The organism is Actinacidiphila sp. bgisy167 (assembly GCF_965342175.1).
Classification (GTDB): Bacteria; Actinomycetota; Actinomycetes; order Streptomycetales; family Streptomycetaceae; genus Actinacidiphila.
On sequence record NZ_CBDRBL010000025.1, the window covers coordinates 62484 to 83200 of the forward strand.

16 protein-coding genes and 3 pseudogenes are annotated in these 20717 nt (G+C 72.9%); 6 read left to right on the forward strand and 13 right to left on the reverse strand.

Going from position 1 to position 20717, the window contains the following annotated elements:
* Nucleotides 1-20 precede the first annotated feature (20 nt).
* On the forward strand, nucleotides 21-692 hold the full coding sequence (dhaL, locus tag ACRWND_RS12840; RefSeq protein ID WP_431948849.1) for a dihydroxyacetone kinase subunit DhaL: 672 nt from the start codon (nucleotides 21-23) through the stop codon (nucleotides 690-692).
* Nucleotides 693-748: 56 nt separating this feature from the next.
* Nucleotides 749-1087 carry a PTS fructose transporter subunit IIA gene (locus ACRWND_RS12845; RefSeq protein ID WP_431948865.1) on the forward strand — a complete coding sequence of 113 codons (339 nt, stop codon included), beginning with the start codon at nucleotides 749-751 and terminating at the stop codon, nucleotides 1085-1087.
* Nucleotides 1088-1111: 24 nt separating this feature from the next.
* On the opposite strand, the gene ACRWND_RS12850 is transcribed toward ACRWND_RS12845, so the two are convergent.
* The 10 genes and pseudogenes from ACRWND_RS12850 to ACRWND_RS12895 form a co-directional block, all read right to left on the reverse strand.
* Nucleotides 1112-1369: a type B 50S ribosomal protein L31 gene (locus tag ACRWND_RS12850; RefSeq protein ID WP_431948850.1), complete on the reverse strand. Its 258-nt coding sequence runs from the start codon at nucleotides 1367-1369 to the stop codon at nucleotides 1112-1114.
* Nucleotides 1370-1425: 56 nt separating this feature from the next.
* On the reverse strand, nucleotides 1426-1590 hold the full coding sequence (gene rpmG / locus ACRWND_RS12855; RefSeq protein ID WP_431948851.1) for a 50S ribosomal protein L33: 165 nt from the start codon (nucleotides 1588-1590) through the stop codon (nucleotides 1426-1428).
* 488 nt (nucleotides 1591-2078) lie between these two features.
* Nucleotides 2079-2750: pseudogene (locus ACRWND_RS12860) on the reverse strand (helix-turn-helix domain-containing protein); the annotation flags it as partial.
* An 89-nt stretch (nucleotides 2751-2839) separates the two neighbouring features.
* Nucleotides 2840-3067: a hypothetical protein gene (locus ACRWND_RS12865; RefSeq protein WP_431948852.1), complete on the reverse strand. Its 228-nt coding sequence runs from the start codon at nucleotides 3065-3067 to the stop codon at nucleotides 2840-2842.
* A 62-nt stretch (nucleotides 3068-3129) separates the two neighbouring features.
* Nucleotides 3130-4764: a glycerophosphodiester phosphodiesterase gene (locus ACRWND_RS12870; protein WP_431948853.1), complete on the reverse strand. Its 1635-nt coding sequence runs from the start codon at nucleotides 4762-4764 to the stop codon at nucleotides 3130-3132.
* A gap of 248 nt (nucleotides 4765-5012) precedes the next feature.
* Nucleotides 5013-5996 (reverse strand): methylmalonyl Co-A mutase-associated GTPase MeaB, encoded by a 984-nt coding sequence (gene meaB, locus ACRWND_RS12875; RefSeq protein ID WP_431948854.1) that lies wholly within the window; start codon nucleotides 5994-5996, stop codon nucleotides 5013-5015.
* Nucleotides 5997-6000: 4 nt separating this feature from the next.
* The gene (gene scpA / locus ACRWND_RS12880) at nucleotides 6001-8202 is read right to left on the reverse strand and encodes a methylmalonyl-CoA mutase (protein ID WP_431948855.1); all 2202 of its coding nucleotides are present in this window, start codon (nucleotides 8200-8202) and stop codon (nucleotides 6001-6003) included.
* A complete protein-coding gene (gene mutA, locus ACRWND_RS12885; RefSeq protein ID WP_431948856.1) occupies nucleotides 8202-10097 on the reverse strand; it encodes a methylmalonyl-CoA mutase small subunit in 1896 nt (631 codons plus the stop codon). Before mutA ends, scpA begins: the two co-directional genes overlap by 1 nt.
* 130 nt (nucleotides 10098-10227) lie before the next feature.
* Entirely contained in the window at nucleotides 10228-10986 is a 759-nt protein-coding gene (locus ACRWND_RS12890) for a potassium channel family protein (protein ID WP_431948857.1), read from the reverse strand.
* A 105-nt stretch (nucleotides 10987-11091) separates the two neighbouring features.
* Nucleotides 11092-11835: a hypothetical protein gene (locus ACRWND_RS12895; RefSeq protein WP_431948858.1), complete on the reverse strand. Its 744-nt coding sequence runs from the start codon at nucleotides 11833-11835 to the stop codon at nucleotides 11092-11094.
* A 286-nt stretch (nucleotides 11836-12121) separates the two neighbouring features.
* Between ACRWND_RS12895 and ACRWND_RS12900 the strand changes: the two genes are divergently transcribed.
* Nucleotides 12122-14179, forward strand: a complete 2058-nt coding sequence (locus tag ACRWND_RS12900; protein WP_431948859.1) for a phosphocholine-specific phospholipase C — start codon at nucleotides 12122-12124, stop codon at nucleotides 14177-14179.
* Between the two features lie 29 nt (nucleotides 14180-14208).
* Here ACRWND_RS12900 and ACRWND_RS12905 read toward each other — a convergent pair whose 3' ends face one another.
* Nucleotides 14209-14586 (reverse strand): nuclear transport factor 2 family protein, encoded by a 378-nt coding sequence (locus tag ACRWND_RS12905; RefSeq protein ID WP_431948860.1) that lies wholly within the window; start codon nucleotides 14584-14586, stop codon nucleotides 14209-14211.
* A gap of 196 nt (nucleotides 14587-14782) precedes the next feature.
* Between ACRWND_RS12905 and ACRWND_RS12910 the strand changes: the two are divergent.
* The 3 genes and pseudogenes from ACRWND_RS12910 to ACRWND_RS12920 all read left to right on the forward strand — a co-directional run.
* Nucleotides 14783-14986, forward strand: a pseudogene (locus ACRWND_RS12910) (SDR family NAD(P)-dependent oxidoreductase); the annotation flags it as partial.
* A gap of 1034 nt (nucleotides 14987-16020) precedes the next feature.
* Nucleotides 16021-16305: pseudogene (locus tag ACRWND_RS12915) on the forward strand (amidohydrolase family protein); the annotation flags it as partial.
* Nucleotides 16306-16385: 80 nt separating this feature from the next.
* On the forward strand, nucleotides 16386-18029 hold the full coding sequence (locus ACRWND_RS12920) for a PucR family transcriptional regulator (protein WP_431948861.1): 1644 nt from the start codon (nucleotides 16386-16388) through the stop codon (nucleotides 18027-18029).
* 37 nt (nucleotides 18030-18066) lie between these two features.
* On the opposite strand, the gene ACRWND_RS12925 is transcribed toward ACRWND_RS12920, so the two are convergent.
* Together ACRWND_RS12925 and ACRWND_RS12930 are read right to left on the reverse strand one after the other, a co-directional pair.
* Complete coding sequence (locus ACRWND_RS12925) at nucleotides 18067-19599, reverse strand: NCS1 family nucleobase:cation symporter-1 (protein WP_431948862.1); 1533 nt, start codon at nucleotides 19597-19599, stop codon at nucleotides 18067-18069.
* Between the two features lie 67 nt (nucleotides 19600-19666).
* On the reverse strand, nucleotides 19667-20686 hold the full coding sequence (locus tag ACRWND_RS12930; RefSeq protein WP_431948863.1) for a TIGR03842 family LLM class F420-dependent oxidoreductase: 1020 nt from the start codon (nucleotides 20684-20686) through the stop codon (nucleotides 19667-19669).
* Nucleotides 20687-20717: the final 31 nt, after the last annotated feature.

Sequence of the window (20717 nt, forward strand, 5' to 3'; positions counted from 1 at the left end):
GGGTGAGGAGAGCGGGAGAGATGAGCGAGGCATCGTCCACCGGAGCGGGCCAGGCGATCGACGCGGCCTTCCTCCGCCGCTGGCTCACCGCCGCGGCCTCGGTGATCGAGCACGAGGCGGACCGGCTCACGGAGCTGGACTCCCCCATCGGGGACGCCGACCACGGGGCGAACATGCTGCGCGGCTTCGCCGCGGCGCGCGCCGCGGTGGACAAGGAGCCGCCGGACACTCCGGGCGGCGTGCTGGTCCTGGTCGGACGGCAGCTGATCAGTACGGTCGGCGGCGCCTCGGGCCCGTTGTACGGGACACTGCTGCGCAAGGCGGGGAAGGCCCTCGGCGACGCCCGGCAGGTCGTGCCGGAGCAGTTCGCGCAGGCGTTGCGGGACGGGGTGGACGGCGTGGCCCAGTTGGGCGGCGCCGTACAGGGCGACAAGACGATGCTGGACGCGCTGGCGCCGGCCGTGGAGGCGCTGTCCTTCGCCCTCGACAAGGGCGCCGGGCTCGCCGAGGCGCTGTCGGCGGCCGCCATCGCCGCCGACGAGGGCGCGCTGGCCACCGTGCCGATGCAGGCCCGCAAGGGGCGGGCGAGCTACCTCGGGGAGCGCAGCATCGGGCACCAGGACCCGGGCGCCACGTCCTCGGCGCTCCTGATGGGCGTCCTCGCCCGCACGGCGCAAGGAGGTGCCGCGTGACGGTCGCAGTGGTTCTGGTGTCGCACAGCGCCGAGGTCGCCGAGTCGGTCGCCGCCATGGCGGCGGGGCTGAGCGGCGCCGGCGCCAGGGTCCCGGTGGCCGCCGCGGGCGGCGCCCCGGACGGCGGACTCGGCACGGACGCCGCCAGGATCGCCGCCGCCGCGCACTCGGTGGACGAGGGCGACGGTGTCGCCGTCCTCGCGGACCTGGGCAGCGCGGTCCTGACGGTGAAGACACTGCTCGCCGACGAGGACGAGCTGCCGCCCGGCACCCGGCTGGTCGACGCGCCCTTCGTCGAGGGCGCGGTGGCCGCGGTCGTCACCGCGTCGGCGGGCGCCGATCTGGACGCGGTGGCCGCGGCGGCCCAGGACGCGTACACGTTCCGCAAGACCTGAGGGAGCCGCGGCCGCCCCCGCGGCTCAGGCGCGGCGGGCGCCGGTTCCGTACCGGCGCTCGAAGCGCTCGACGCGTCCGGCGGTGTCCAGGACGCGGGCGTTGCCTGTGTAGAAGGGGTGGCTCGCGGAGGAGGTCTCCACGTCGACCACCGGGTAGGTGTTCCCGTCCTCCCAGACGACGGTCTTGTCGCTGGTCATCGTGGAGCGGGTGAGGAAGGCGTGGTCCGCGCTGCGGTCACGGAAGACGACCGGACGGTAGGCGGGGTGGATCGAGTGCTGCACGGTGTGCTCCAGTCTGCGTCTGCGGAAGGGACGGCGGGCGGCGGCGTGCGCCGGTGTCAGCGCTCCTCGCGGAACGGCACGTGGCGGCCGACGGCCGGGTCGTACTTGCGGAGGACGAGGCGATCGGGGTCGTTGCGCCGGTTCTTGCGGGTCACATAGGCGGTGCCTGTGCCGGCGGTGGAACGGAGCGTGACCACCGGGCGCTGCTCACTGCGTGCCATGGGGTTCCTCTCTGCGTCCATAATGGTTTTCATTTCCTTGGACGTGGGGTTCAACGCGGAGAGGGGGGCGGCCATTCCCGGACGCCCCGTGCGGAGGCCGCAGGCGCACATCCCCGTCCCTGCCCGGGCCCGCAGGCGGCGGCGCCGCACCGCCCCTCTCCGGCGACCGGAGCCCGACGGCCTTCCCCCGTGCGCCTGTGCCCGAGCTGGGCACGTCGGAGCCCCGCACCCGCGATGACCGGCAACGGCGCGGATCCAGCCCCGCCCAGCGGTGCGCGGCCCCGCTCCCCGAACCGCCTCGCGCCCCGCCCCGTCGCGGTCGGCGACCGCCTCGTCGAGCCGCGGCGCCCCGGTCGGCTGGTTCGATGCCGGCACGCAGGGCGAGCGCCGCGGAAGGCCCGCCGCCGGCCGGAGGCACCCACGGCGCCGGCTGCGGCGTCCCCGCTCCGCCACGCTCGTGCGGCGGGGCCGCTCACCCCGCGTACGCCGGTGGGCGGTACGCCGACGGTCGCGGTGAAGTCCCGGACGAGAGGGGCCTGGTCGCAGTACCCGAGTTCCGCGGCCAGGACGGCCCAGTCGACGCAAGGGTGCGCGTGCGCGCGCTCCAGCGCCTCGTGGACGCGGTAACGGAGGATGACCCGCTTCGGGCCGACACCGACGTATGAGGCGAACAGCCGCTGGAGGGAGCGGACCGGCAAGCCCTCGGCGCGGGCGAAGCCCTCGACCCGCAGGATGCTCCGGTCGCGCCGGACGCGGTCGGCCAGAGCCGTCGCGAGGGCCGCCCGCGGGTCGTGCACGAAGGAGAGCGAGAGCAGGAACGCGTCGAGGGCGGCGACACGGGCGTCATCGTCCCGCGGGCCGACCACCGCGCCCGGCACGGTCTCGTGGCCCGGCAGTGCCTCGTCGAGCGGGACCCGCCGCCCCGTCCAGTGGGACACCGGCGCCGCGGGCGCGAACGTCCGGAAACCGCCTGGCCGGAACTGGATGCCGCAGACGTGTCCGGCAGCCTCCAGCTTCTGCGCGAACAGTCCGCGCCCGATGCCCGCGGCCTCGCCGGAGTCCAGGGCGGTGCCGTGCCGCTGGAAGACGATGTCGACCGACTGCTGGCCGGCACGGGCCGCGATCCGCGCTGGAGCCGCGCGGAGTCCTGACCCGGGCAGCGCGACGCCCCCTTCCGGCGCCGAGGCGGCGCCGGAAGGGGGCGGTGGTCAGGACGCGGTGGTCGACGCGGTGGCCTTGGAGGCCGTCGTCAGGACGCGGCGGCCAGGACCTTGGCGTCGGAGGCGATCAGGGAGGCCCGGTCGGCGGCGAGACCCTTGCCCGACTGCACCTTCGCCCAGGTAGCGAGGGTGCTGTACTGCTTCTGGGCGAGGAGCGTGGCCATGGTGCCGACCGAGGCGTCCTTGGCGCCCGAGGTGAGGATGAGGTGCGCCAGACCGGTCGCGTCGGCCCGGAGCGTGAGGACCGACGTGGCCACGGTGGTGCCACCCGGGCCGGAGGCCTCGGCGCGCAAGGTGTGCTCACCGAGGGCGAGGGTGGTCAGGTCGAGCGGGCGCCCGCCTCGACGGGACGGCCGTCGAGGGTGAGCGCCACCTTCTCCGCGTCCTGGCTCTGCACCGCCGGCACGGGCGTCTGCGCGCGGTCGAGGGTCGCGCCGGGCGCGGGCGACGTGACGGTCACCGCGGGCTTCGCGGGGGCCTGCTGGTTCTGCAGGAAGGCCTGGTTCCAACCGGCCAGCTCGGTCGGGCGGTTGGTGATGACGCCGTCTACGCCGAGCGATTCCAGCGCCTTCCAGCGGTCGGCGCCGTCGACCGTCCACACCATCACGGCCAAGCCGGCCCGGTGCAGATCCGCGACGACCGAGGGCTTCTTCGCGAGGGCGCCGTCCTCGGGGTTGTACGACGCCAGGTGCAGTTCCTTGGCGAGCGCCACCGGGTCCGCGTCCAGGGAGCTGCGCAGCAGCCCCAGGGGCAGTTCCGGAGCGAGCTCGTAGGTGTAGCGCAGGGCGTCCACCTCGAAGCTCTGCACGAAGACCCGGCCGAGCATGCCGTGCGAGCGGATCAGGTCGACGATGGTCGCGACCTCGGCCTTGGTGTGCGAACCCTTGATCTCCAGCAGCAGGTCGCCGCCCCGCGTGCGCAGATCGTCCAGCTGCGCGGCGAACGTGGGGATGCGGGCGCCGGCGTAGTGCGGCGAGAACCAGGACCCGGCGTCGAGCGCCGCGATCTGCTGCGCGGTGAGCGAGCGGATGGCGCCGGTGCCGTCGGTGGTGCGGTCGACGGTCGAGTCGTGCAGGACGTAGGGGATGCCGTCCTTGTTCGGCTGCACGTCGTTCTCGATGAAGTCGGCGCCGCCCTTGCGGGCTATCTCCTCGGAGACCAGGGTGTTCTCCGGGGCCGCGGAGGAGGCGCCGCGGTGGGCGATGACCATGAGAGGCGCGCCGGCGGGGCGGATCCAGCTCCGCGGCGGCAGTTCGGTGACCTTCAGGTCGTCGTAGGAGGCCGAGGCGTTGTTGATCACAAGGCCCTGGACGCCGTTCGCGGAACGCGCGACGCGGTTGGTGCGCATGACCTCCTTGCCGTCGAAGTACCAGACGGCGCTCGCCCCGTGGACCTCGGCGGCGATCTTGACGTCCTTGCCGGTTCCCGCTGCGAAGGGGGCCGCATGGGTGTCCGTGACGTTCCAGGTGTTGCTCGTCGTGCGCTGCGCGAACTCCAGGCCGTTGGACGCGGTGGTGCCCGTGCGCATCGTGGCTATGGACCACGGCACGGAGCCGTCGGTCGCGAGGTCGAGGCCCATCGCGGTCCAGCGGCCCGCGTCGGCCACGGTCTCGAAACGGGCCGTCACCTCGATGCGGAAGTCGCCCAGGTGCTCGCCGAAGGTGAGGCGGCTGAGCTGGCCCGAGCTCGTCGACGAGCCCCACAGACGGCCGTCCCTGACCTTCCAGTCGCCCTGCACCGCCTTGAAGCCCTGGGGCAGGGAGTCCGCGGAGAAGTCGGCGGAGACGACGACCCGGCCGGCGTCGGCCGTCGCGGCGTCATCCGCCGTGGTGGTCGTGGCGGTCGTGGCATCCGCGGCGGTGTCGGCGGAGGCGGCGCCGGCGACGCTCACGGTGGCGGCGACCAGCGCGGACGCGAGCAGCAGGGCCCTCGCGCGGAATGATGAGTGCGGCATGCGGGCGAGTCTGACGAGGCATCGCCAACATTCCCGCGCCGTACAAGGAACAGCAAGGAACGAGCACGCCACAACTTGCCTCGTCCGCCGGGTAACGCGATGACCGGCTCCCCTCGGGAGTCCGTGGGAGGCGGTCCCGACCGGGCCCCGGGCAGGCGGAACGCCTGCCGCCGGGCGGCTCCCCACAAGCGGCGGTGTGCCTGACCCGAAGCCGCCGACGGGCCCCCGGACGGCGAACCCCCGTGCGCTCAGCCCGAGAAGGCCTCGAGAATGCGCGCGGCGGCCACGGTCGGCGTCAGCGTGCCCTCGCGGACCTGCTGTTCGATCTCCGGGGTCAGCCTGCGTACCTCGGGGTGCGCCCGGAGGCGGCCCAGCAGCTCCTCGCGGACCATGCTCCAGGCCCATTCCAACTGCTGGTCACGCCGCTTGGCGGCCAGCCGCCCCGTGGACTCCAGCAGCGTGCGGTGCTGCTCCAGCCGCTCCCACAGGGGCTCCAGCCCTGTGCCCTCCAGGGCGCTGCACATCAGTACGGGCGGGGTCCACGCGGCGTCCACCGGGGTCATCATCCGCAGGGCTCCGGACAGTTCACGCGCCGCGGCGCGGGCGTCGCCTTCATGGGGCCCGTCGGCCTTGTTGACGGCGATGACGTCGGCGAGCTCGAGCACGCCCTTCTTGATGCCCTGGAGCTGGTCGCCGGTACGGGCCAGCGTCAGCAGCAGGAAGGTGTCGACCATGCCGGCGACCGCGGTCTCGGACTGTCCGACGCCCACGGTCTCCACGAGCACGACGTCGTAGCCGGCCGCCTCCACCACGACCATGGACTCCCTCGTCGCCTTGGCCACGCCGCCGAGCGTCCCGGCCGAGGGCGAGGGCCGCACGAAGGCCGAACGGTCCACCGACAGCCGCTCCATCCGGGTCTTGTCCCCCAGGATGGAGCCGCCGGTCAGCGTGGAGGACGGGTCGACGGCGAGCACCGCGACCCGGTGGCCGCGACCGGTGAGCAGGGTGCCGAAGGCGTCGACGAAGGTGGACTTGCCCACCCCCGGCACCCCGCTGACGCCGATCCTGCGGGCCCTGCCCGCGTGCGGCAGCAGTTCGGTCAGCAGCCGCTGGGCGAGCTCCCGGTGGTCGGGCCGCGACGACTCCACCAGGGTGATGGCGCGCGCGATCCAGGAACGGGAGCCGTCCAGCACGCCCTTGGCGTATGCGTCCAGGTCGATGGTGGGGGGCATGGGCTCACAGCTCGTGGCCGAGCGCGGCGGCCAGCCGCGTGACCAGGTCGTACGCCGAGTCGGGGATGACGGTGCCGGGCGGGAAGACCGCGGCGGCGCCCGCGTCGAGCAGCTCGGGGACGTCCTGCGGCGGGATGACGCCGCCGACCACGATCATGATGTCCTCCCGTCCCTCGGCCGCCAGTTCCTCGCGCAGCGCGGGCACCAGCGTGAGGTGCCCGGCCGCGAGGGAGGAGACGCCGACGATGTGCACGTCTGCCTCCACCGCCTGCCGGGCGACCTCGGCGGGGGTCTGGAAGAGCGGCCCGACGTCCACCGTGAACCCCAGGTCGGCGAAGGCGGTGGCGATCACCTTCTGCCCGCGGTCGTGGCCGTCCTGGCCCATCTTGGCGACGAGGATGCGCGGGCGGCGGCCCTCCGCGACCTCGAAGCGGTCGACCAGCGCGCGGGTGCGGTCCACGGACGGCGACTCCCCTGCCTCGTTGCGGTACACGCCGGAGATCGTACGGATCTGCCCGGCATGCCGGCCGTACACCTTCTCCAGGGCGTCGGAGATCTCGCCCACGGTGGCCTTGGCGCGGGCGGCGTCGACCGCGAGGGCCAGCAGGTTGCCCTCCAGGCCCTGGCCCGAGCCCCGCTCGGCGGCGGCGGTCAGGGCGGCGAGCGCGTCCTGGCAGGCGGCCTCGTCTCGCTCCTCGCGCAGCCGGCGCAGTTTGGCGATCTGCTGGGCGCGCACGGAGGAGTTGTCGACCTTGAGGACCTCGATCGGCTCGTCGCTGTCCACCCGGTACTTGTTGACGCCGATGACCGGCTGGCGGCCGGAGTCGATGCGCGCCTGGGTACGGGCCGCGGCCTCCTCCACTCGCATCTTGGGGATCCCCGCGTCGATCGCCCGCGCCATGCCGCCGGCCTTCTCCACCTCCTGGATGTGCTGCCAGGCGCGGCGCGCCAGGTCGTACGTCAGCCGCTCGACGTAGGCGGAGCCGCCCCACGGGTCGATGACCCGCGTGGTGCCGGACTCCTGCTGCAGCAGCAGCTGGGTGTTGCGGGCGATGCGAGCGGAGAAGTCGGTGGGCAGCGCGAGCGCCTCGTCGAGGGCGTTGGTGTGCAGCGACTGGGTGTGGCCCTGGGTGGCGGCCATGGCCTCCACGCAGGTGCGCGTGACGTTGTTGAAGACGTCCTGCGCCGTGAGCGACCAGCCGGAGGTCTGCGAATGCGTGCGCAGGGAGAGCGACTTGTCGTTTCTCGGCTCGAGCTGCCGGACGAGTTTGGCCCACAGGAGCCGGGCCGCGCGGAGCTTGGCCACCTCCATGAAGAAGTTCATGCCGATCGCCCAGAAGAACGACAGCCGCGGCGCGAAGGCGTCGACGTCCAGGCCCGCGCCGAGCCCTGCGCGCAGGTACTCCACCCCGTCGGCGAGGGTGTAGGCGAGCTCGAGGTCGGCCGTGGCCCCGGCCTCCTGGATGTGGTAGCCGGAGATGGAGATCGAGTTGTAGCGCGGCATCCTCTGCGAGGTGTACGCGAAGATGTCGGAGATGATCCGCATCGACGGGCCCGGCGGGTAGATGTAGGTGTTGCGGACCATGAACTCCTTGAGGATGTCGTTCTGGATGGTCCCCGCCAGCTTTTCCGGCGGTACGCCCTGCTCCTCCGCGGCCACGATGTAGAGCGCCAGCACCGGCAGCACCGCGCCGTTCATCGTCATCGACACGGTCATCCGGTCCAGCGGGATGCCGTCGAAGAGCTGCCGCATGTCGTAGATCGAGTCGATGGCGACGCCCGCCATGCCGACGTCGCCCGTGACGCGCGGGTGGTCGCTGTCGTAGCCGCGGTGGGTCGGCAGGTCGAAGGCGACCGACAGGCCCTTCTGGCCGGCGGCGAGATTGCGCCGGTAGAAGGCGTTGGACTCCTCGGCGGTCGAGAAGCCCGCGTACTGCCGGATCGTCCAGGGCTGGTTGACGTACATCGTCGGATAGGGGCCGCGCAGGTAGGGCGCGATGCCCGGGTAGGTGCCCAGGAAGTCCAGGCCCTCCAGGTCGCGGCCGGTGTAGAGCGGCTTGACGCCGATGCCCTCGGGCGTCTGCCACACCAGGTCCTCGGCGCCGCGGCCGGTGGTCTCCTTGACCGCGGCGCGCCACTGCTCCTCGCCGGCGCCGTTGCCGGCGCCCGGTCCCAGCTCGATCTCCGAGAAGTCCGGGATCCGCATCACGCCACTCCCATCCGGTCGAGAACGGAGGTCAGGACGGCGACCGCGTCGCCGCCCGCGCTCACATAGCCGTCGACGCCGGCCGCCGACCAGGCGGCCTCGTGCCCGCCGGGGCGGCTGGCCAGGAGCACCCGCTGCGCGCCCGCCTCCTTCAGGGCCGCGGCGACGTCCGCGGCCTGCTCCTCGTACAGCGCGTCGCTCGAGCACAGGCACGCGATCCGCGCACCGCTGCGGGTGAAGGCCTCGGCCGCTGTCGTGGCGTCGACCGTCACCGGGTCGTGGAGGGGCTCGACGCCGCCGGCCCGGAAGAGGTTGGCGGCGAAGCCGGCGCGGCCGCCGTGCGCGGCGGCGGGGCCGAGAGCGGCCAGGAAGACCTTCGGGCGGGACCCGGTCTCCGCCAGGTGGGCGTCCGAGCGCGCGCGCAGGGCCTCGAAGGCCTCGTCCCTGCGGACCTTCGGCAGGCCGCCGGAGGGGGCGGCCGGGGCCGGGTCGCGCTCGACGGGCGGCTCGGACAGCAGGGGGAACTCGCTGACTCCGGTGATGGGTTCACGGCGCTCGGCCAGGGCCCGGGCGCGCTCGGCCCAGGTCGCGGCGAGGCGGTCGGCGACCAGGCCGGAGGCGAGGGCGGCGGCCTGCCCGCCGGCGCGCTCCAGTTGCTGGAACCAGGCCCAGGCGGCCCCGGCGAGCTCGTCGGTGAGCCGCTCCACGTACCAGGAGCCGCCCGCGGGGTCGACGACCCGGGCAAGGTGGGACTCCTCCAGCAGGATCGTGGAGGTGTTGCGGGCGATGCGGCGCGCGAAGGCGTCGGGCAGGCCCAGCGCGTGGTCGAACGGGAGCACCGTGACGGAGTCCGCGCCGCCGACACCGGCGCCGAGCGTGGCGACCGTGGTGCGCAGCATGTTCACCCACGGGTCGCGCCGCGTCATCATCACCGGCGAGGTGACGGCGTGCTGGCGCTGCCCCGCCGCGGCCGCCGTCGCGCCGCACACCTCGGCGACGCGGGCCCACAGCCGGCGAGCGGCGCGCAGCTTGGCGATCGTCAGGAACTGGTCGGCGGTCGCGGCGTAGCGGAACTCCATGTGCGCGCAGGCCGCGTCGATCGGCAGTCCCGCCTCGGTGAGCGCCCGCAGATAGGCCACGCCGGTGGCGAGGGACGCGCCGAGCTCCTCGGCGGCCGAGCCGCCCGCCTCGTGGTACGGCAGGGCGTCCACGGTCAGCGCGCGCAGCCCCGGGTACTCCTCGTGGGCCCGGCGGGCGAGTTCGACGGCCGCGGCGGTGTGCGCGGCGAGCGCGTCCGCCGCACCGGTGCGGGCGACGTGCCCGAGGGGGTCGGCGCCGAGGTTGCCGCTCACGGCGCCGCGGGGCACGCCGCGTTCCTCGTACAGCGCGAGCAGCGCCTGCCCGGCCGCCTCGAAGTCCGCGCCCGCGTCGAGCACGACCGGGGCGAGGTCGAGGTAGACGCCGTCCAGGGCCGCGCCGAGCGCGGAGACCGGGAGGCCTGCGTCGCCCAGCACGAGCCACAGGGAGGTGACGCCGTTCTCCAGGTCGGCCAGCACGGCCTCGTTCGTCCGGGCCGCGTCGGGCCGCGCGTGGCGCTGGCGCAGGTCCCAGCCGCCGAGGACGCCGCCCGCCGGGGCGCGGCCCCGGGTGAAGGGCGCGAAGCCGGGCAGGCCGACGCGGTCGCCGAGAGCGTCGGTCGCGTCCGGCGCGGTGTACAGAGGGCGTGTGCTCAGGCCGTCTTCGAGGGTGGTGGACAGCGCGTCCTCCGCCGCCTGACCCGGGACGTCCTTGCCCGCCTTGCGCAGGACGCCCTCTACGAGGCGCCGCCACTGCTCGTGGGTCGCGTCCGGGAACTCGGCGGCCAGGGAAAGCCCGTCATCAGGCAGGACCGTCATGCTCAGAGGTTAATGCCCGTTAGCAGGTGAGCAGCAGGGGGCACACCTGTGACCTTGCCCATTCCGGTGCGCTCTTGATCCGTTCGGACGCGATGTCCTATCCGGGGGCACCGTCCGGCGGCCGTCGGCGCTATTCGACGGCGCGTCCGGGCGCCGCGGCGGGGGCGCCGGTCGTGGCCTCCGTGAGGTCGGCGATCTGCCGGCGCAGTTCGCGGACCTCCCGCAGCAGTTCCTCGGTCACCTCCTGGACCCGGCGGTTGTCCTCCTCGTCCTCCTGGAAGCGCGCGAGGAACCAGGCGGCGATGTTGGCGGTGACCACACCGAGCAGGGCGATGCCGGAGAGCATCAGCCCGACGGCGATGAGCCGGCCGACACCCGTGGTGGGGGCGTGGTCCCCGTAGCCCACGGTCGTCATCGTGGTGAAGGACCACCACAAGGCGTCGCCGATGGTGCGGATGTCGCCGTGCGGGGAGCCGCGCTCGGCCTCGAGGACGGCGACCGACCCGAACGCCAGCAGGCCGAGCACCGCACCGACGACATAGGTCGTCAGGCGCACCTGAGCCGCCGGCCGTACCCGCTGGCCGACCAGGAAGAGCGCGGACACCAGCCGCAGCAGGCGCAGCGGCTGGAGCAGCGGGAGGACGACCACGGCCAGGCTGAGCGGCTGCTGCTTGACGAACTCCCACCGCCGCTCGCTCAGGCCCAGGCGGACCGCGTAGTCGGCGGCGAAGAGGGCCCAGACCGTGCGCTCCGTCCAGTGCGCGGTGGTGATGAGCGCGGGGTCCGCCGCCGGCACCAGGATCGGCAGGGCGTACGCGGCACCGAACACCACGGCCAGCGCGAGCAGCGGCGCCCGGGTCTGCTGCTCCCAGCGTTCGAGACGGTTCATGGGGGCAGTATGCCTCTCGCCCCGGAACCCCGGTGGGGTCGATCGCGTCCGCGGGCCGCCGCTGACCTGCGGTGACGGCGGCTCTTCGGCACACGGCCGGGTCGCTCAGGGATTCACCGGGGCGGTGGTCTCCTCGGGCGCGCCGAACCGGGAGAGCGTCACGACGGTACGGATCGGCCCCCGGTCGCCACTGACCAGACTCCGTTCGAAACGCACCACGCGGCCCTGTGCCGTCACCCAGATCTCGCAGTCGAACGAGCGGATATGGTCGGCGGTCATGTCGCCGTACACGTCCGGGTCGAGCTTCGCCAGTTCGCCGGTGGTGACGGTTCCCGAGAGCCGGCGGACGGCGAGGCCCGCGGTCCGCTCCGGCCCCTTGTCCGCGCCGGGACGTCCGGCCAGGAGAGCCGCATAGCCGGTGAGGTTGCCGAGGTGGACGCGCCCGCCGGCCGGCACCGGCAGCGCGTTCCAGCGCCCCGGCAGCCCGTCGTCCTGTCGGAAGCGGACGTAGGCGCGCTCCCCGGTGTAGCGCATGTCCGATACGCCGTTGCGCGGGTCGCGCACGGTGAGCCGGCCGGTCACCGGGCCGTTCAGGTTGAGCCGGCCCTGCGACACGGTGGGCGACCCGGCGACCGTGGTCGTCATGGTCACGGCCGCCGAGTAGGGCGCCGGGTCCGCGTGGGACAGGGCTTCGGCAACATCGAATGCCGCGGCGGAGGGACGGTCGTCCACCCCGTCCGTCCCGTCGTCGGAGCCCTGCCGGCACCCCGAGAGGGCGAGCAGAGCGCTGAGGAGCAGGACGCCCGCGGACACGTGGAGGGTGGAGTGGGCGGCGGTCGGCCGGGTCATGGTGGATCAATGCTCCTCTGTGGGCGGTTGCTCTCGGACGGCGGCGGAGACTACCGGGCCGTGCCCGCCACCGCGAGCGGACGTTCCCGCGCCCGCCCCTGGCGCCCGGTCCCCCACGCCCCAGCGGCACGGCAGGGCCCGACCACGGCACGGCCGACTGTGCACCGGGTTGGGTCAGGTTTCCCGAACGGTTCGCTCACTGGCCCCCACTTGTTCGGACAAGTTGCGGAAGCTGACGGGCCCGTACATCAGACGGCCATCGCATCTTCCGGAAGACAGGCCCTTCATGAACGCCCTCGACCGCAGAAGGTTCATGCAGCTGGCGGGCGGCACCGCCGCCCTGACCGCGCTGTCCACCAGCATCGCCCGCGCGGCGGAGATCCCCGCGCACCGGCGCACCGGCTCCATCAAGGATGTCGAGCACATCGTGGTCCTGATGCAGGAGAACCGGTCCTTCGACCACTACCTCGGCTCACTGCGCGGCGTCAGGGGGTTCGGGGACCCGCACCCCGTGACGCTGCCGAGCGGGAAGACGGTCTGGCACCAGTCGGACGGCACGAAGGAGGTGCTGCCCTTCCGCCCGGACGCCGACGACCTCGGCCTGGCCTTCCTGGAGGACCTGCCGCACGGGTGGAACGACACCCAGGCCGCCTTCAACCAGGGCAGGTACGACCAGTGGATCCCGGCCAAGTCCGTCACGACGATGGCGCACCTGACTCGCGAGGACATCCCGTTCCACTACGCGCTCGCCGACGCGTTCACGGTGTGCGACGCCTACCACTGCTCCTTCATGGGCTCCACCGACCCGAACCGCTACTACATGTGGACGGGTCACACCGGCAACGACGGCAAGGGCGGCGGCCCGGTCCTCGGCAACGACGAGAAGGGTTACTCCTGGACGACCTATCCCGAGCGGCTGGAGAAGGCCGGGGTCTCCTGGAAGATCTACCAGGACGTCGGCGACGGCCTCGACGCAGCCGGCGGCTGGGGGTGGATCGACGACGCCTACCGCGGCAACTACGGCGACAATTCGCTGCTGTACTTCAACCAGTACCGTGACGCCGAGCCCGGCGACCCGCTGTACGACAAGGCCCGCACGGGCACCGACGCCCGCAAGGGCGAGGGGTTCTTCGACCTCCTGCGCGCCGACGTCAAGGCCGGAAAGCTGCCCAAGGTCTCCTGGGTCGTGGCCCCCGAGGCCTTCACCGAGCACCCGAACTGGCCCGCCAACTACGGTGCCTGGTACATCTCGCAGGTCCTCGACGCGCTCACCTCCAACCCCGAGGTCTGGAGCAGGACCGCGCTGTTCATCACCTACGACGAGAACGACGGCTTCTTCGACCACGTCGTGCCGCCGTTCCCGGCCGCCTCGTCCGCGCAGGGCGCGTCGACCGTCGACGTCGGCCGCGATGTCTACGCAGGCGGCGGCGGGCGCCCGGCGGGTCCGTACGGGCTGGGTCAGCGCGTCCCCATGTTCGTCGTCTCCCCCTGGAGCACAGGCGGCTACGTCTGCTCGCAGACCTTCGACCACACGTCCATCATCCGGTTCATCGAGCGCCGGTTCGGCGTGACCGAACCCAACATCTCCCCCTGGCGCCGCGCCGTCTGCGGCGATCTGACCTCGGCCTTCGACTTCCGGCACAAGGACGGCCGCATCCCGCGGCTCCCCGACACCCGCGGCTACCTCCCGCCGGACGGCGACCGCCACCCCGACTACTCGCCGGTGCCTCCCGCCGAGGGCTCGCTGCCCCGTCAGGAGCGCGGACTGCGTCCCGCGCGCCCCGTCCCGTACGACCTCGCCGCGGACGGCGCGGTCAGCGCCGCGGGCACGCTGCGGATCGAGTTCGCGTCCCACGGCGAGGCCGGCGCCGGCTTCCTGGTCACCTCCGCGACGGACGCCTCCGGTCCGTGGACGTACACCGTCGGGTCGGGGCACTCGCTCACCGGCACCTGGAACGCCGCGGAGGGCGCCCACGGCGGCTACGACGTCACCGTGCACGGCCCCAACGGCTTCCTGCGCCGCTTCGCCGGCCGCGCCGCGACGGCGGGCGCCGAGGTCAGCGCCCGTCACGACGGCAAGAGCGGCACGGTGCGCCTGGTCCTGACCAACAACGGCCACTCGACGGTCACGCTCACCGTCCGGGACGGCTACGGCGGGCACAAGCCGACGTCCCACCGGCTGCGCCCGGGTGCCCGCGTGGTCCACGCCGCCGGGACCGAACACACCCACGGCTGGTACGACCTGACCGTCACCGCCGACCACGACGCCGCCTTCGAGCGCCGTCTCGCCGGCCATGTCGAGACCGGCCGGGACAGCACCAGCGACCCGGCGATCGGCGGCTGACCGTCCCGCCCGGTACCAGGGCGCGCCCGCTACATCGGCTCGACGTAGCGGGCGCGCCACTGCGGACGGGGGTCCGAGCCCGGACTCGTCCAGTACTCGCGGCCGACGACCACCCGCCCGTCACGGACGGTCCAGAACGACACCGCCCGGAACTCACCGAGGTCCGCATGCGGCACGTCGACCTCCGACACGACCTGGTCGCCGTCGGCCACCACCCTGAGGACGCGCACCGACCAACCCTCTGGGTATTCGCTGTTGACGGCGAGAAAGTTGGCCCGCCCGACGATGCGCTCACCGCTCACGGGCCACTCCACCACGGCGTCCTCGGCGATCAGTTCACCGGCACCGGCCCAGTCGCGCGCCTGGATCCGCTGCCACAGCTCTTCGACGACCTTCGCAGACTCCACGTGCACATCACCCCCGTCCGGCAGGATACGCCGATACACCCCCCTCGACCGCAAGGCCCCGACCGCGCCGGTTCGTCCGCGGCCTCCTGCGGATCGGGCCGGCCCGCCTCGCCCCGGGCCGGCCGTGTCACGCGTACCGCCACCCCGGCGGTACGTTCTGGGTGACCGACCGGGCACGGCAGGAAGGTGGGACGGTATGAGCGGACAGTCGCGCGACCTGGAGGGCCTCGGCGCCCTCGTAACGGGTGGCGCCTCAGGGATCGGCCTGGCGACCGCGCGGCTGCTGGCCGCGCGCGGCGCCCGGGTCGCCGTCCTGGACCTGGCGCCGGACGGGCTGCCCAGGGAACTGACCGGCTTCAAGGCCGATGTCTCCGACGACGCCTCCAGACCCGCAAGTGCCCCCAGTGAGGCGGCTGTTCCAGCGTCCATGCCTGGCATGGTGCCGTATTTCGCCGTCTGTGCGAGCATCCCGTCCGGGTTGCCGTCAGGCAGGTATGCGGGCCGGCCGTCCGAAGTTGTCCACGGAAGCAGGCGCAGACTCGCCATGCCGCGCGCTGGCTTGGCAGGAGTTTGCGCCCACGTGTGGCACGCGTCGGTCACGTGATCGCCGCTGTGTCCGGCCGGAAGGTTGCAAGCCCCATACCGCCAACTGTCAGTTGGCACGTTGGGAACCTCGCCGCAGAACTTCGCCGCCACGATCACGCCGCACGCCCCGGCATGTCCTGCCCCAGCGCCGCCAACGCAAGAGCCCGTCGCCGTTCACGTCGCCGCTGCTGCTCTTGCCGCGCTTCCCACGCGAGCACGTAGGGGCAGACAAGCGGCAGGTCGTCAGCGTCGAAGACTTCCGCGAAACGCGGGGAACGATGGGTGGGCAGCGCGCTGGGTACGCGCCGGACCCGCTGTGCCGGTGGCGGAGTTGCTGCTGCCCGACGTCGACGCGAGCAGGCAGGAACCATGCAACGAGAGCAGCGATAAGGTGCCGCATACTCCATTTCTCGGTAAGCCCCGGTACGGACGTAGCCGCGTCCTGCCGGGGCGCTTTTGCATCTCGGGTAACCGAGCGTAGCGAGTAATAGGTAGTGGTTTGTGGTGGTGCTGGGTAATGCGTGGTTGCGGGTAGTGGCTTACGGTCGACGCGTGGACAGGATTAACGCAGACTCCCCCGACTACGTGTACGAGCAGCTTGTGGCGATTCTTGAACGCAAGATCCGCACTGGTCAGTACGCACCCGGTTCGCGCCTGCCGGGTGAGCTTGCGATGACGCATGACTTCGGCGTCGGTCCCGGGCACGGTTCGGCGCGCGCTGAGCATCTTGCGGGACGCGGGTCTGGTGGCCACCCGTCCGGCCCGCGGCACCTTCGTGGCCGATCCGCTGCCGCCGGCTGACGCAGGCTGACACGGCGCTGACCTGCGTTTCTACGGTGATGGTTTGACAAGGCACTCGCCGCCCGGCCCGACACCTCATGCACATTCTCCGGCATGCCCACCGAGGTCGACTGGGACACCTGGACGGCGTCGGATCTGCGGCCCTGCGCCGCCACCGCGCTCGACGCGTTCGGGCCGCGGCGCCTGATGTTCGGCTCCGACTGGCCGGTGTGCCGTCTCGCCGCCGGCTACGCCGAGGTGGTCGACTCCGCCGGCGCCCTGACTGGCGCACTGGACGACGGCGAGCGGCGGAAGGTCTTCTCCGGCACGGCGCGGCGCGTCTACGGGCTCTGATCCCGCGCGCGGAGCGCCCCGGGCGGGGTACGGATGGCTAGACTCCCACCCCTGGCGGCACGAGGGACGGGCGTGGGCGCGTGGACGACGGCAGACCGGACACACCCCCGGCGAGTACGGCGGGGCGGCTCACCGTGCGCGACGTGCTCGACCTGGACCTCGTGGCGGCCTGGGTGCCCGAGGTCGTGGCCGGCTCCGCCCATCTGCACCGCTCGGTGCGCTGGCTGCACGTGGCCGAGGCACCGGACGTCGGTGTCATGCTCAGCGGCGGGGAGATGGTGCTGACCACCGGACTGCTGCTGGCGGGCGACGAGCGGGCGCAGCGCGAGTACGTCGAGTCGATGCGGCGCGCCGACGTCGCGGCGGTCGTCCTGGGCCTCGGCCGGGCGTTCCGCACCACCCCCGAGCCGATGCGCCGGGCCGCCGAGCGCTGCGGGGTGCCGCTGGTCGTGCTCCACCGGCCCGCGCCGTTCGCGCGGCTCACCGAGGAGGTCCACGCACGCCTGGTGCACGGCCGGTTCGCCGCGCTCGACCTGTCCGACCGGGTCCGCTCCGCGCTCACGGCCCTCAATCTCTCCGGGGCCGGCCTCCAGCAGGTGCTGGACGAGATAGCGGCGCTCAGCGGATGTCCCGCCGTCGTCGTCAACCTCGCGGGGCGGGCGCTGGCCTCGGCCGGGGACAAGGGGTCGCTCAACGACCTGCTGCGCGACTGGGAGCGGGTCTCGGGCCAGGTCGCCGAACTGGCCGGCGGCACGGTGACGGTCGGCCCGGACGGCTGGGTCGTCGCGCCGCTGGAGGCCCGGGCCCGCCAGTGGGGGCGCCTGGTGCTCTTCGGCTACCACGGCCCGGAGGAGTTCGGCCGGGTGCTGGGCGCCCGTGCCTCAGAGGCACTGGCCATGCACCGGCTCCTCGGCGACCAGGACCGGGGGTGGGAGGACCAGTCCGCCGAGTCGCTGCTGCACGACCTGGCGGCGGGCACCGCCCGCACCGGGGAACTGGTCACCCGGGTGCGGGCCGCCGGGCTCCCGGTGGGGCGGCGCACCTTCGTGCCCGTCGTCGTCCGCCCCCTCGGCGCCGGACCGGTGGACGACCGGGACGGCATGCCGGAGCTGATCGAGCACGCGCTGGCCGAGGATCCGGGCGTCGCCGGGCTGGTGGCGCGGATCGGATCGGCCGGCACAGCCGTCCTGCTCAGCATCCCCGAAGGCCAGGACGCCGACGCCGCCGTGCACAAGGTGGCGGTGCGGGTGCACGGCGAACTCGCCGGTCGCGGGCGTACCGCGGTGGTCGGTGCGGGCTTCGGCTGCCGGGAACTGGACGAGGTGCGCCGTTCCTTCGCCGAGGCGGTGCACGTGGCGGACGCCGCGGTCGCCGGCCCTCCGGACGCGCCGGTGGCCCGGCTGCGCGACGTCCGGCTGCGCGGACTGGTGCGGCTGCTGCGCGACGAGCCGGAGCTACAGGCCTTCATCGGACGGGAGCTGGGGCCGCTGCTGGGGAACCCGGCGCTGCTGGAAGTGCTGCGCACCTATCTGGCGACCGGCCGCAACAAGTCGGCGGCCGCCCAGGTGCACCACGTCAGCCGGCCCGCCCTGTACCGGCGGCTGCAGAGCATCGAGTCGCTGCTCGGCATCGACCTGGACGACTTCGAACAGCTGACCTCGCTCTATGTGGCGCTGCTCGCGCACGAGGCGCAGCGCGCGGCGGGGCCCGGGCCCGGCCGCTGAGCGGGCCGGACCCGGGCCCCGCGAGTGGGGCGCCGGTTCAGTCCTCGCGCTGCGGCGCGAGACGACTGAGCAGGACGTACACGAGGAGGGAGGCGGCGAGGCCGACGGCCCAGCCGTAGTCGGCGAGCGGCTTCAGGAAGGGGATCAACCCGTCGACGGGGAACGGCCCCTGCTTGACGCCCTTGGCGTCGAGCCCGGAGTGCGAGCCGCCGACGGCGAGGACACCGCCGACGACGAAGGCCGCCAGTGCCCGCCAGTTCCAGCCGCCGGAGTACCAGTAGCTGCCGTCCGTCCGGTACAGGTCGGCGAGTTCCAGCCGCGTGCGGCGAAGGATCCAGTAGTCGGCGATCAGGATGCCGGCCACCGTGCCCAGCAGGCCGCCGACGGTGCCGAGCCAGGTGAAGATGTACGCCTGCGGGCTGGCCAGCAGCTTCCACGGGAAGATGACGACACCGACGACCGCGGTGATCAGCGCGCCGGTGCGGAAACTGATCCTGCGCGGCGCGATGTTGGACAGGTCGAAGGCGGGCGAGACCACGTTCGCCGCGATGTTCACCGACAGCGTGGCCACCAGGACCGTGATCAGCGCGAAGAGCACCGCGGCCCAGTTGTCGAGCTTGGCCGCCAGCGCCACCGGGTCCCAGATCGGCTCGCCGTAGACCGCCTGGGAGCCGGAGGTCACCAGCACCGACAGCAGCGCGAACAGCGTCATCGTGGTGGGCAGGCCGAGCGACTGCCCCCACAGCTGGGCGCGCTGCCCGGCGGCGTAACGGGTGAAGTCGGGGATGTTGAGGGAGAGCGTCGACCAGAAGCCGATCATGCCCATGAGGGCGGGGAAGAAGACCCTCCAGAAGTCCCCGCCCCAGCCGAGGGCGGAGGGCTGGTCGAGCAGCGGGCCGAGGCCGCCGGCCTTGTTCGTCATCCAGATCAGCAGCGCGATCGCGCCGACGATGACGAAGGGGGCCGCCCAGTTCTCGAAGCGCCGCACCGTCTCCATGCCGCGCACGATGATCGCGACCTGCAGGATCCAGAAGACGACGAAGGACAGCCACTGCGTCCAGGGGTAGCCGCCGACCGTCCCGGCGGTGGCCCACGAGTCGCCGAACAGCTTTCCGGCGAGCAGGAAGATGCCGGAACCGCCGATCCAGGTCTGGATGCCGAACCACACGCAGGCGACCGCCGCCCGGACCAGGGCGGGCAGGTTGGCTCCGCGCACCCCGAACGACGCGCGGGCGAACACCGGGAAGGGGATGCCGTACTTGGGTCCGGCGTGGCCGGTGAGCAGCATCGGCACCAGCACGATGACATTGGCGAGGGCGATGGTGAGCACCGCCTGCTTCCAGTCCATGCCGAGGGCGACCAGGCCCGAGGCGAGGGTCCAGGAGGCGACGTTGTGGGCCATCCCGATCCACAGCGCGGTGAAGTTGTACGTGGTCCACTTCCGCTGGGCGAGCGGGACGGGGAGCAGGTCCTCGTTGGCGTAGGGGCCGGTCGGGACGGCGTCGGGCGGGAGTTCGACGCGGGCCTCGGCCCCGGCTCTTCCGGCAGGGGGTGGAGCGGTGGCTGTCATGGCAGCCCCCTTCGTTCGAGGGGTACGGGGATCGAACGTGCCGTGCGGGGGATGGCGGGCCGGGGATTCAGCCGCGGAGGGCGGGGATGACGGTGGAGCCGTAGGCGTCGATGGCGGACTCCTTGGCGTCGTGCATGTCGTACAGGGCGAACTGGTCGACGCCGAGGGCCTGCAGGGCGCGCAGCTTCTGGATGTGCTGCTCGGCGGTGCCGATGAGGCAGAAGCGGTCGACGATCTCGTCGGGGACGAACGCGGTGTCGGGGTTGCCGGTACGGCCGTGGTGCGAGTAGTCGTACCCCTGACGGGACTTGATGTAATCCGTGAGCTCCTGGGGGACGGCGCTGGACACCTCGCCGTACTTCGCCACGAGGTCGGCGACGTGGTTGCCGACCATGCCGCCGAACCAGCGGCACTGCTCACGGGCGTGCGCCAGCGCCTGCGGGGAGTCGTCCTCGGTGACGTACGCGGGCGCGGCCACGCACACCTTCACCTCCGCCGGGTCGCGTCCGGCGGCGACCGCGGCGTCCCTGACCGCCTTGACCATCCACTCCGTCAGGTACACGTCGGCGAGCTGCAGGATGAACCCGTCCGCCTTCGCCCCGGCGACCGCCAGCGCCTTCGGCCCGTACGCCGCCATCCACACGGGAAGTTCCGCTCCCTCCTTGATCCAGGGGATGCGCACGGTCGTGCCGCCGAGGTCCGCCTCGCGGCCCTCGGCGAGCTCGCGGATGACGTGCATCGCCTCCTCGATGCGGGCGAGGGTGTTGGGCCTGCGGCCCGCCACCCGCATCGCCGAGTCGCCCCGCCCGATCCCGCAGATTGTGCGGTTGCCGAACATCTCGTTCAGCGTCGCGAAGGTCGACGCGGTCACCTCCCACGTCCGCGTCCCCGGGTTGGTGACCATCGGGCCGACGACCATCCGCTCGGTCCGCGCCAGAATTTGGCTGTGGATGACGAACGGCTCCTGCCACAACACCGTCGAGTCGAAGGTCCAGCCGTGGCTGAAGCCGTTGCGCTCGGCACGCCGCATCAGCTCCACGACCCGCGCGGCGGGCGGGTCCGTCTGCAGGACGAGACCAAAATCCATAGCTCTGCTCCCTGTGGTGGATCGGCGGGAT

What these genes read in the sequence shown, in the direction of transcription:
- meaB (WP_431948854.1), bottom strand. Translation starts at nt 5,996, where the DNA reads ATGCCCCCCACCATCGACCTGGACGCATACGCCAAGGGCGTGCTGGAC.
- ACRWND_RS12930 (WP_431948863.1), bottom strand. Translation starts at nt 20,686, where the DNA reads ATGGATTTTGGTCTCGTCCTGCAGACGGACCCGCCCGCCGCGCGGGTC.
- ACRWND_RS12845 (WP_431948865.1), top strand. Translation starts at nt 749, where the DNA reads ATGGCGGCGGGGCTGAGCGGCGCCGGCGCCAGGGTCCCGGTGGCCGCC.
- ACRWND_RS12925 (WP_431948862.1), bottom strand. Translation starts at nt 19,599, where the DNA reads ATGACAGCCACCGCTCCACCCCCTGCCGGAAGAGCCGGGGCCGAGGCC.
- ACRWND_RS12870 (WP_431948853.1), bottom strand. Translation starts at nt 4,764, where the DNA reads ATGCCGCACTCATCATTCCGCGCGAGGGCCCTGCTGCTCGCGTCCGCG.
- rpmG (WP_431948851.1), bottom strand. Translation starts at nt 1,590, where the DNA reads ATGGCACGCAGTGAGCAGCGCCCGGTGGTCACGCTCCGTTCCACCGCC.
- dhaL (WP_431948849.1), top strand. Translation starts at nt 21, where the DNA reads ATGAGCGAGGCATCGTCCACCGGAGCGGGCCAGGCGATCGACGCGGCC.
- ACRWND_RS12900 (WP_431948859.1), top strand. Translation starts at nt 12,122, where the DNA reads ATGAACGCCCTCGACCGCAGAAGGTTCATGCAGCTGGCGGGCGGCACC.
- mutA (WP_431948856.1), bottom strand. Translation starts at nt 10,097, where the DNA reads ATGACGGTCCTGCCTGATGACGGGCTTTCCCTGGCCGCCGAGTTCCCG.
- scpA (WP_431948855.1), bottom strand. Translation starts at nt 8,202, where the DNA reads ATGCGGATCCCGGACTTCTCGGAGATCGAGCTGGGACCGGGCGCCGGC.
- ACRWND_RS12895 (WP_431948858.1), bottom strand. Translation starts at nt 11,835, where the DNA reads ATGACCCGGCCGACCGCCGCCCACTCCACCCTCCACGTGTCCGCGGGC.
- ACRWND_RS12890 (WP_431948857.1), bottom strand. Translation starts at nt 10,986, where the DNA reads ATGAACCGTCTCGAACGCTGGGAGCAGCAGACCCGGGCGCCGCTGCTC.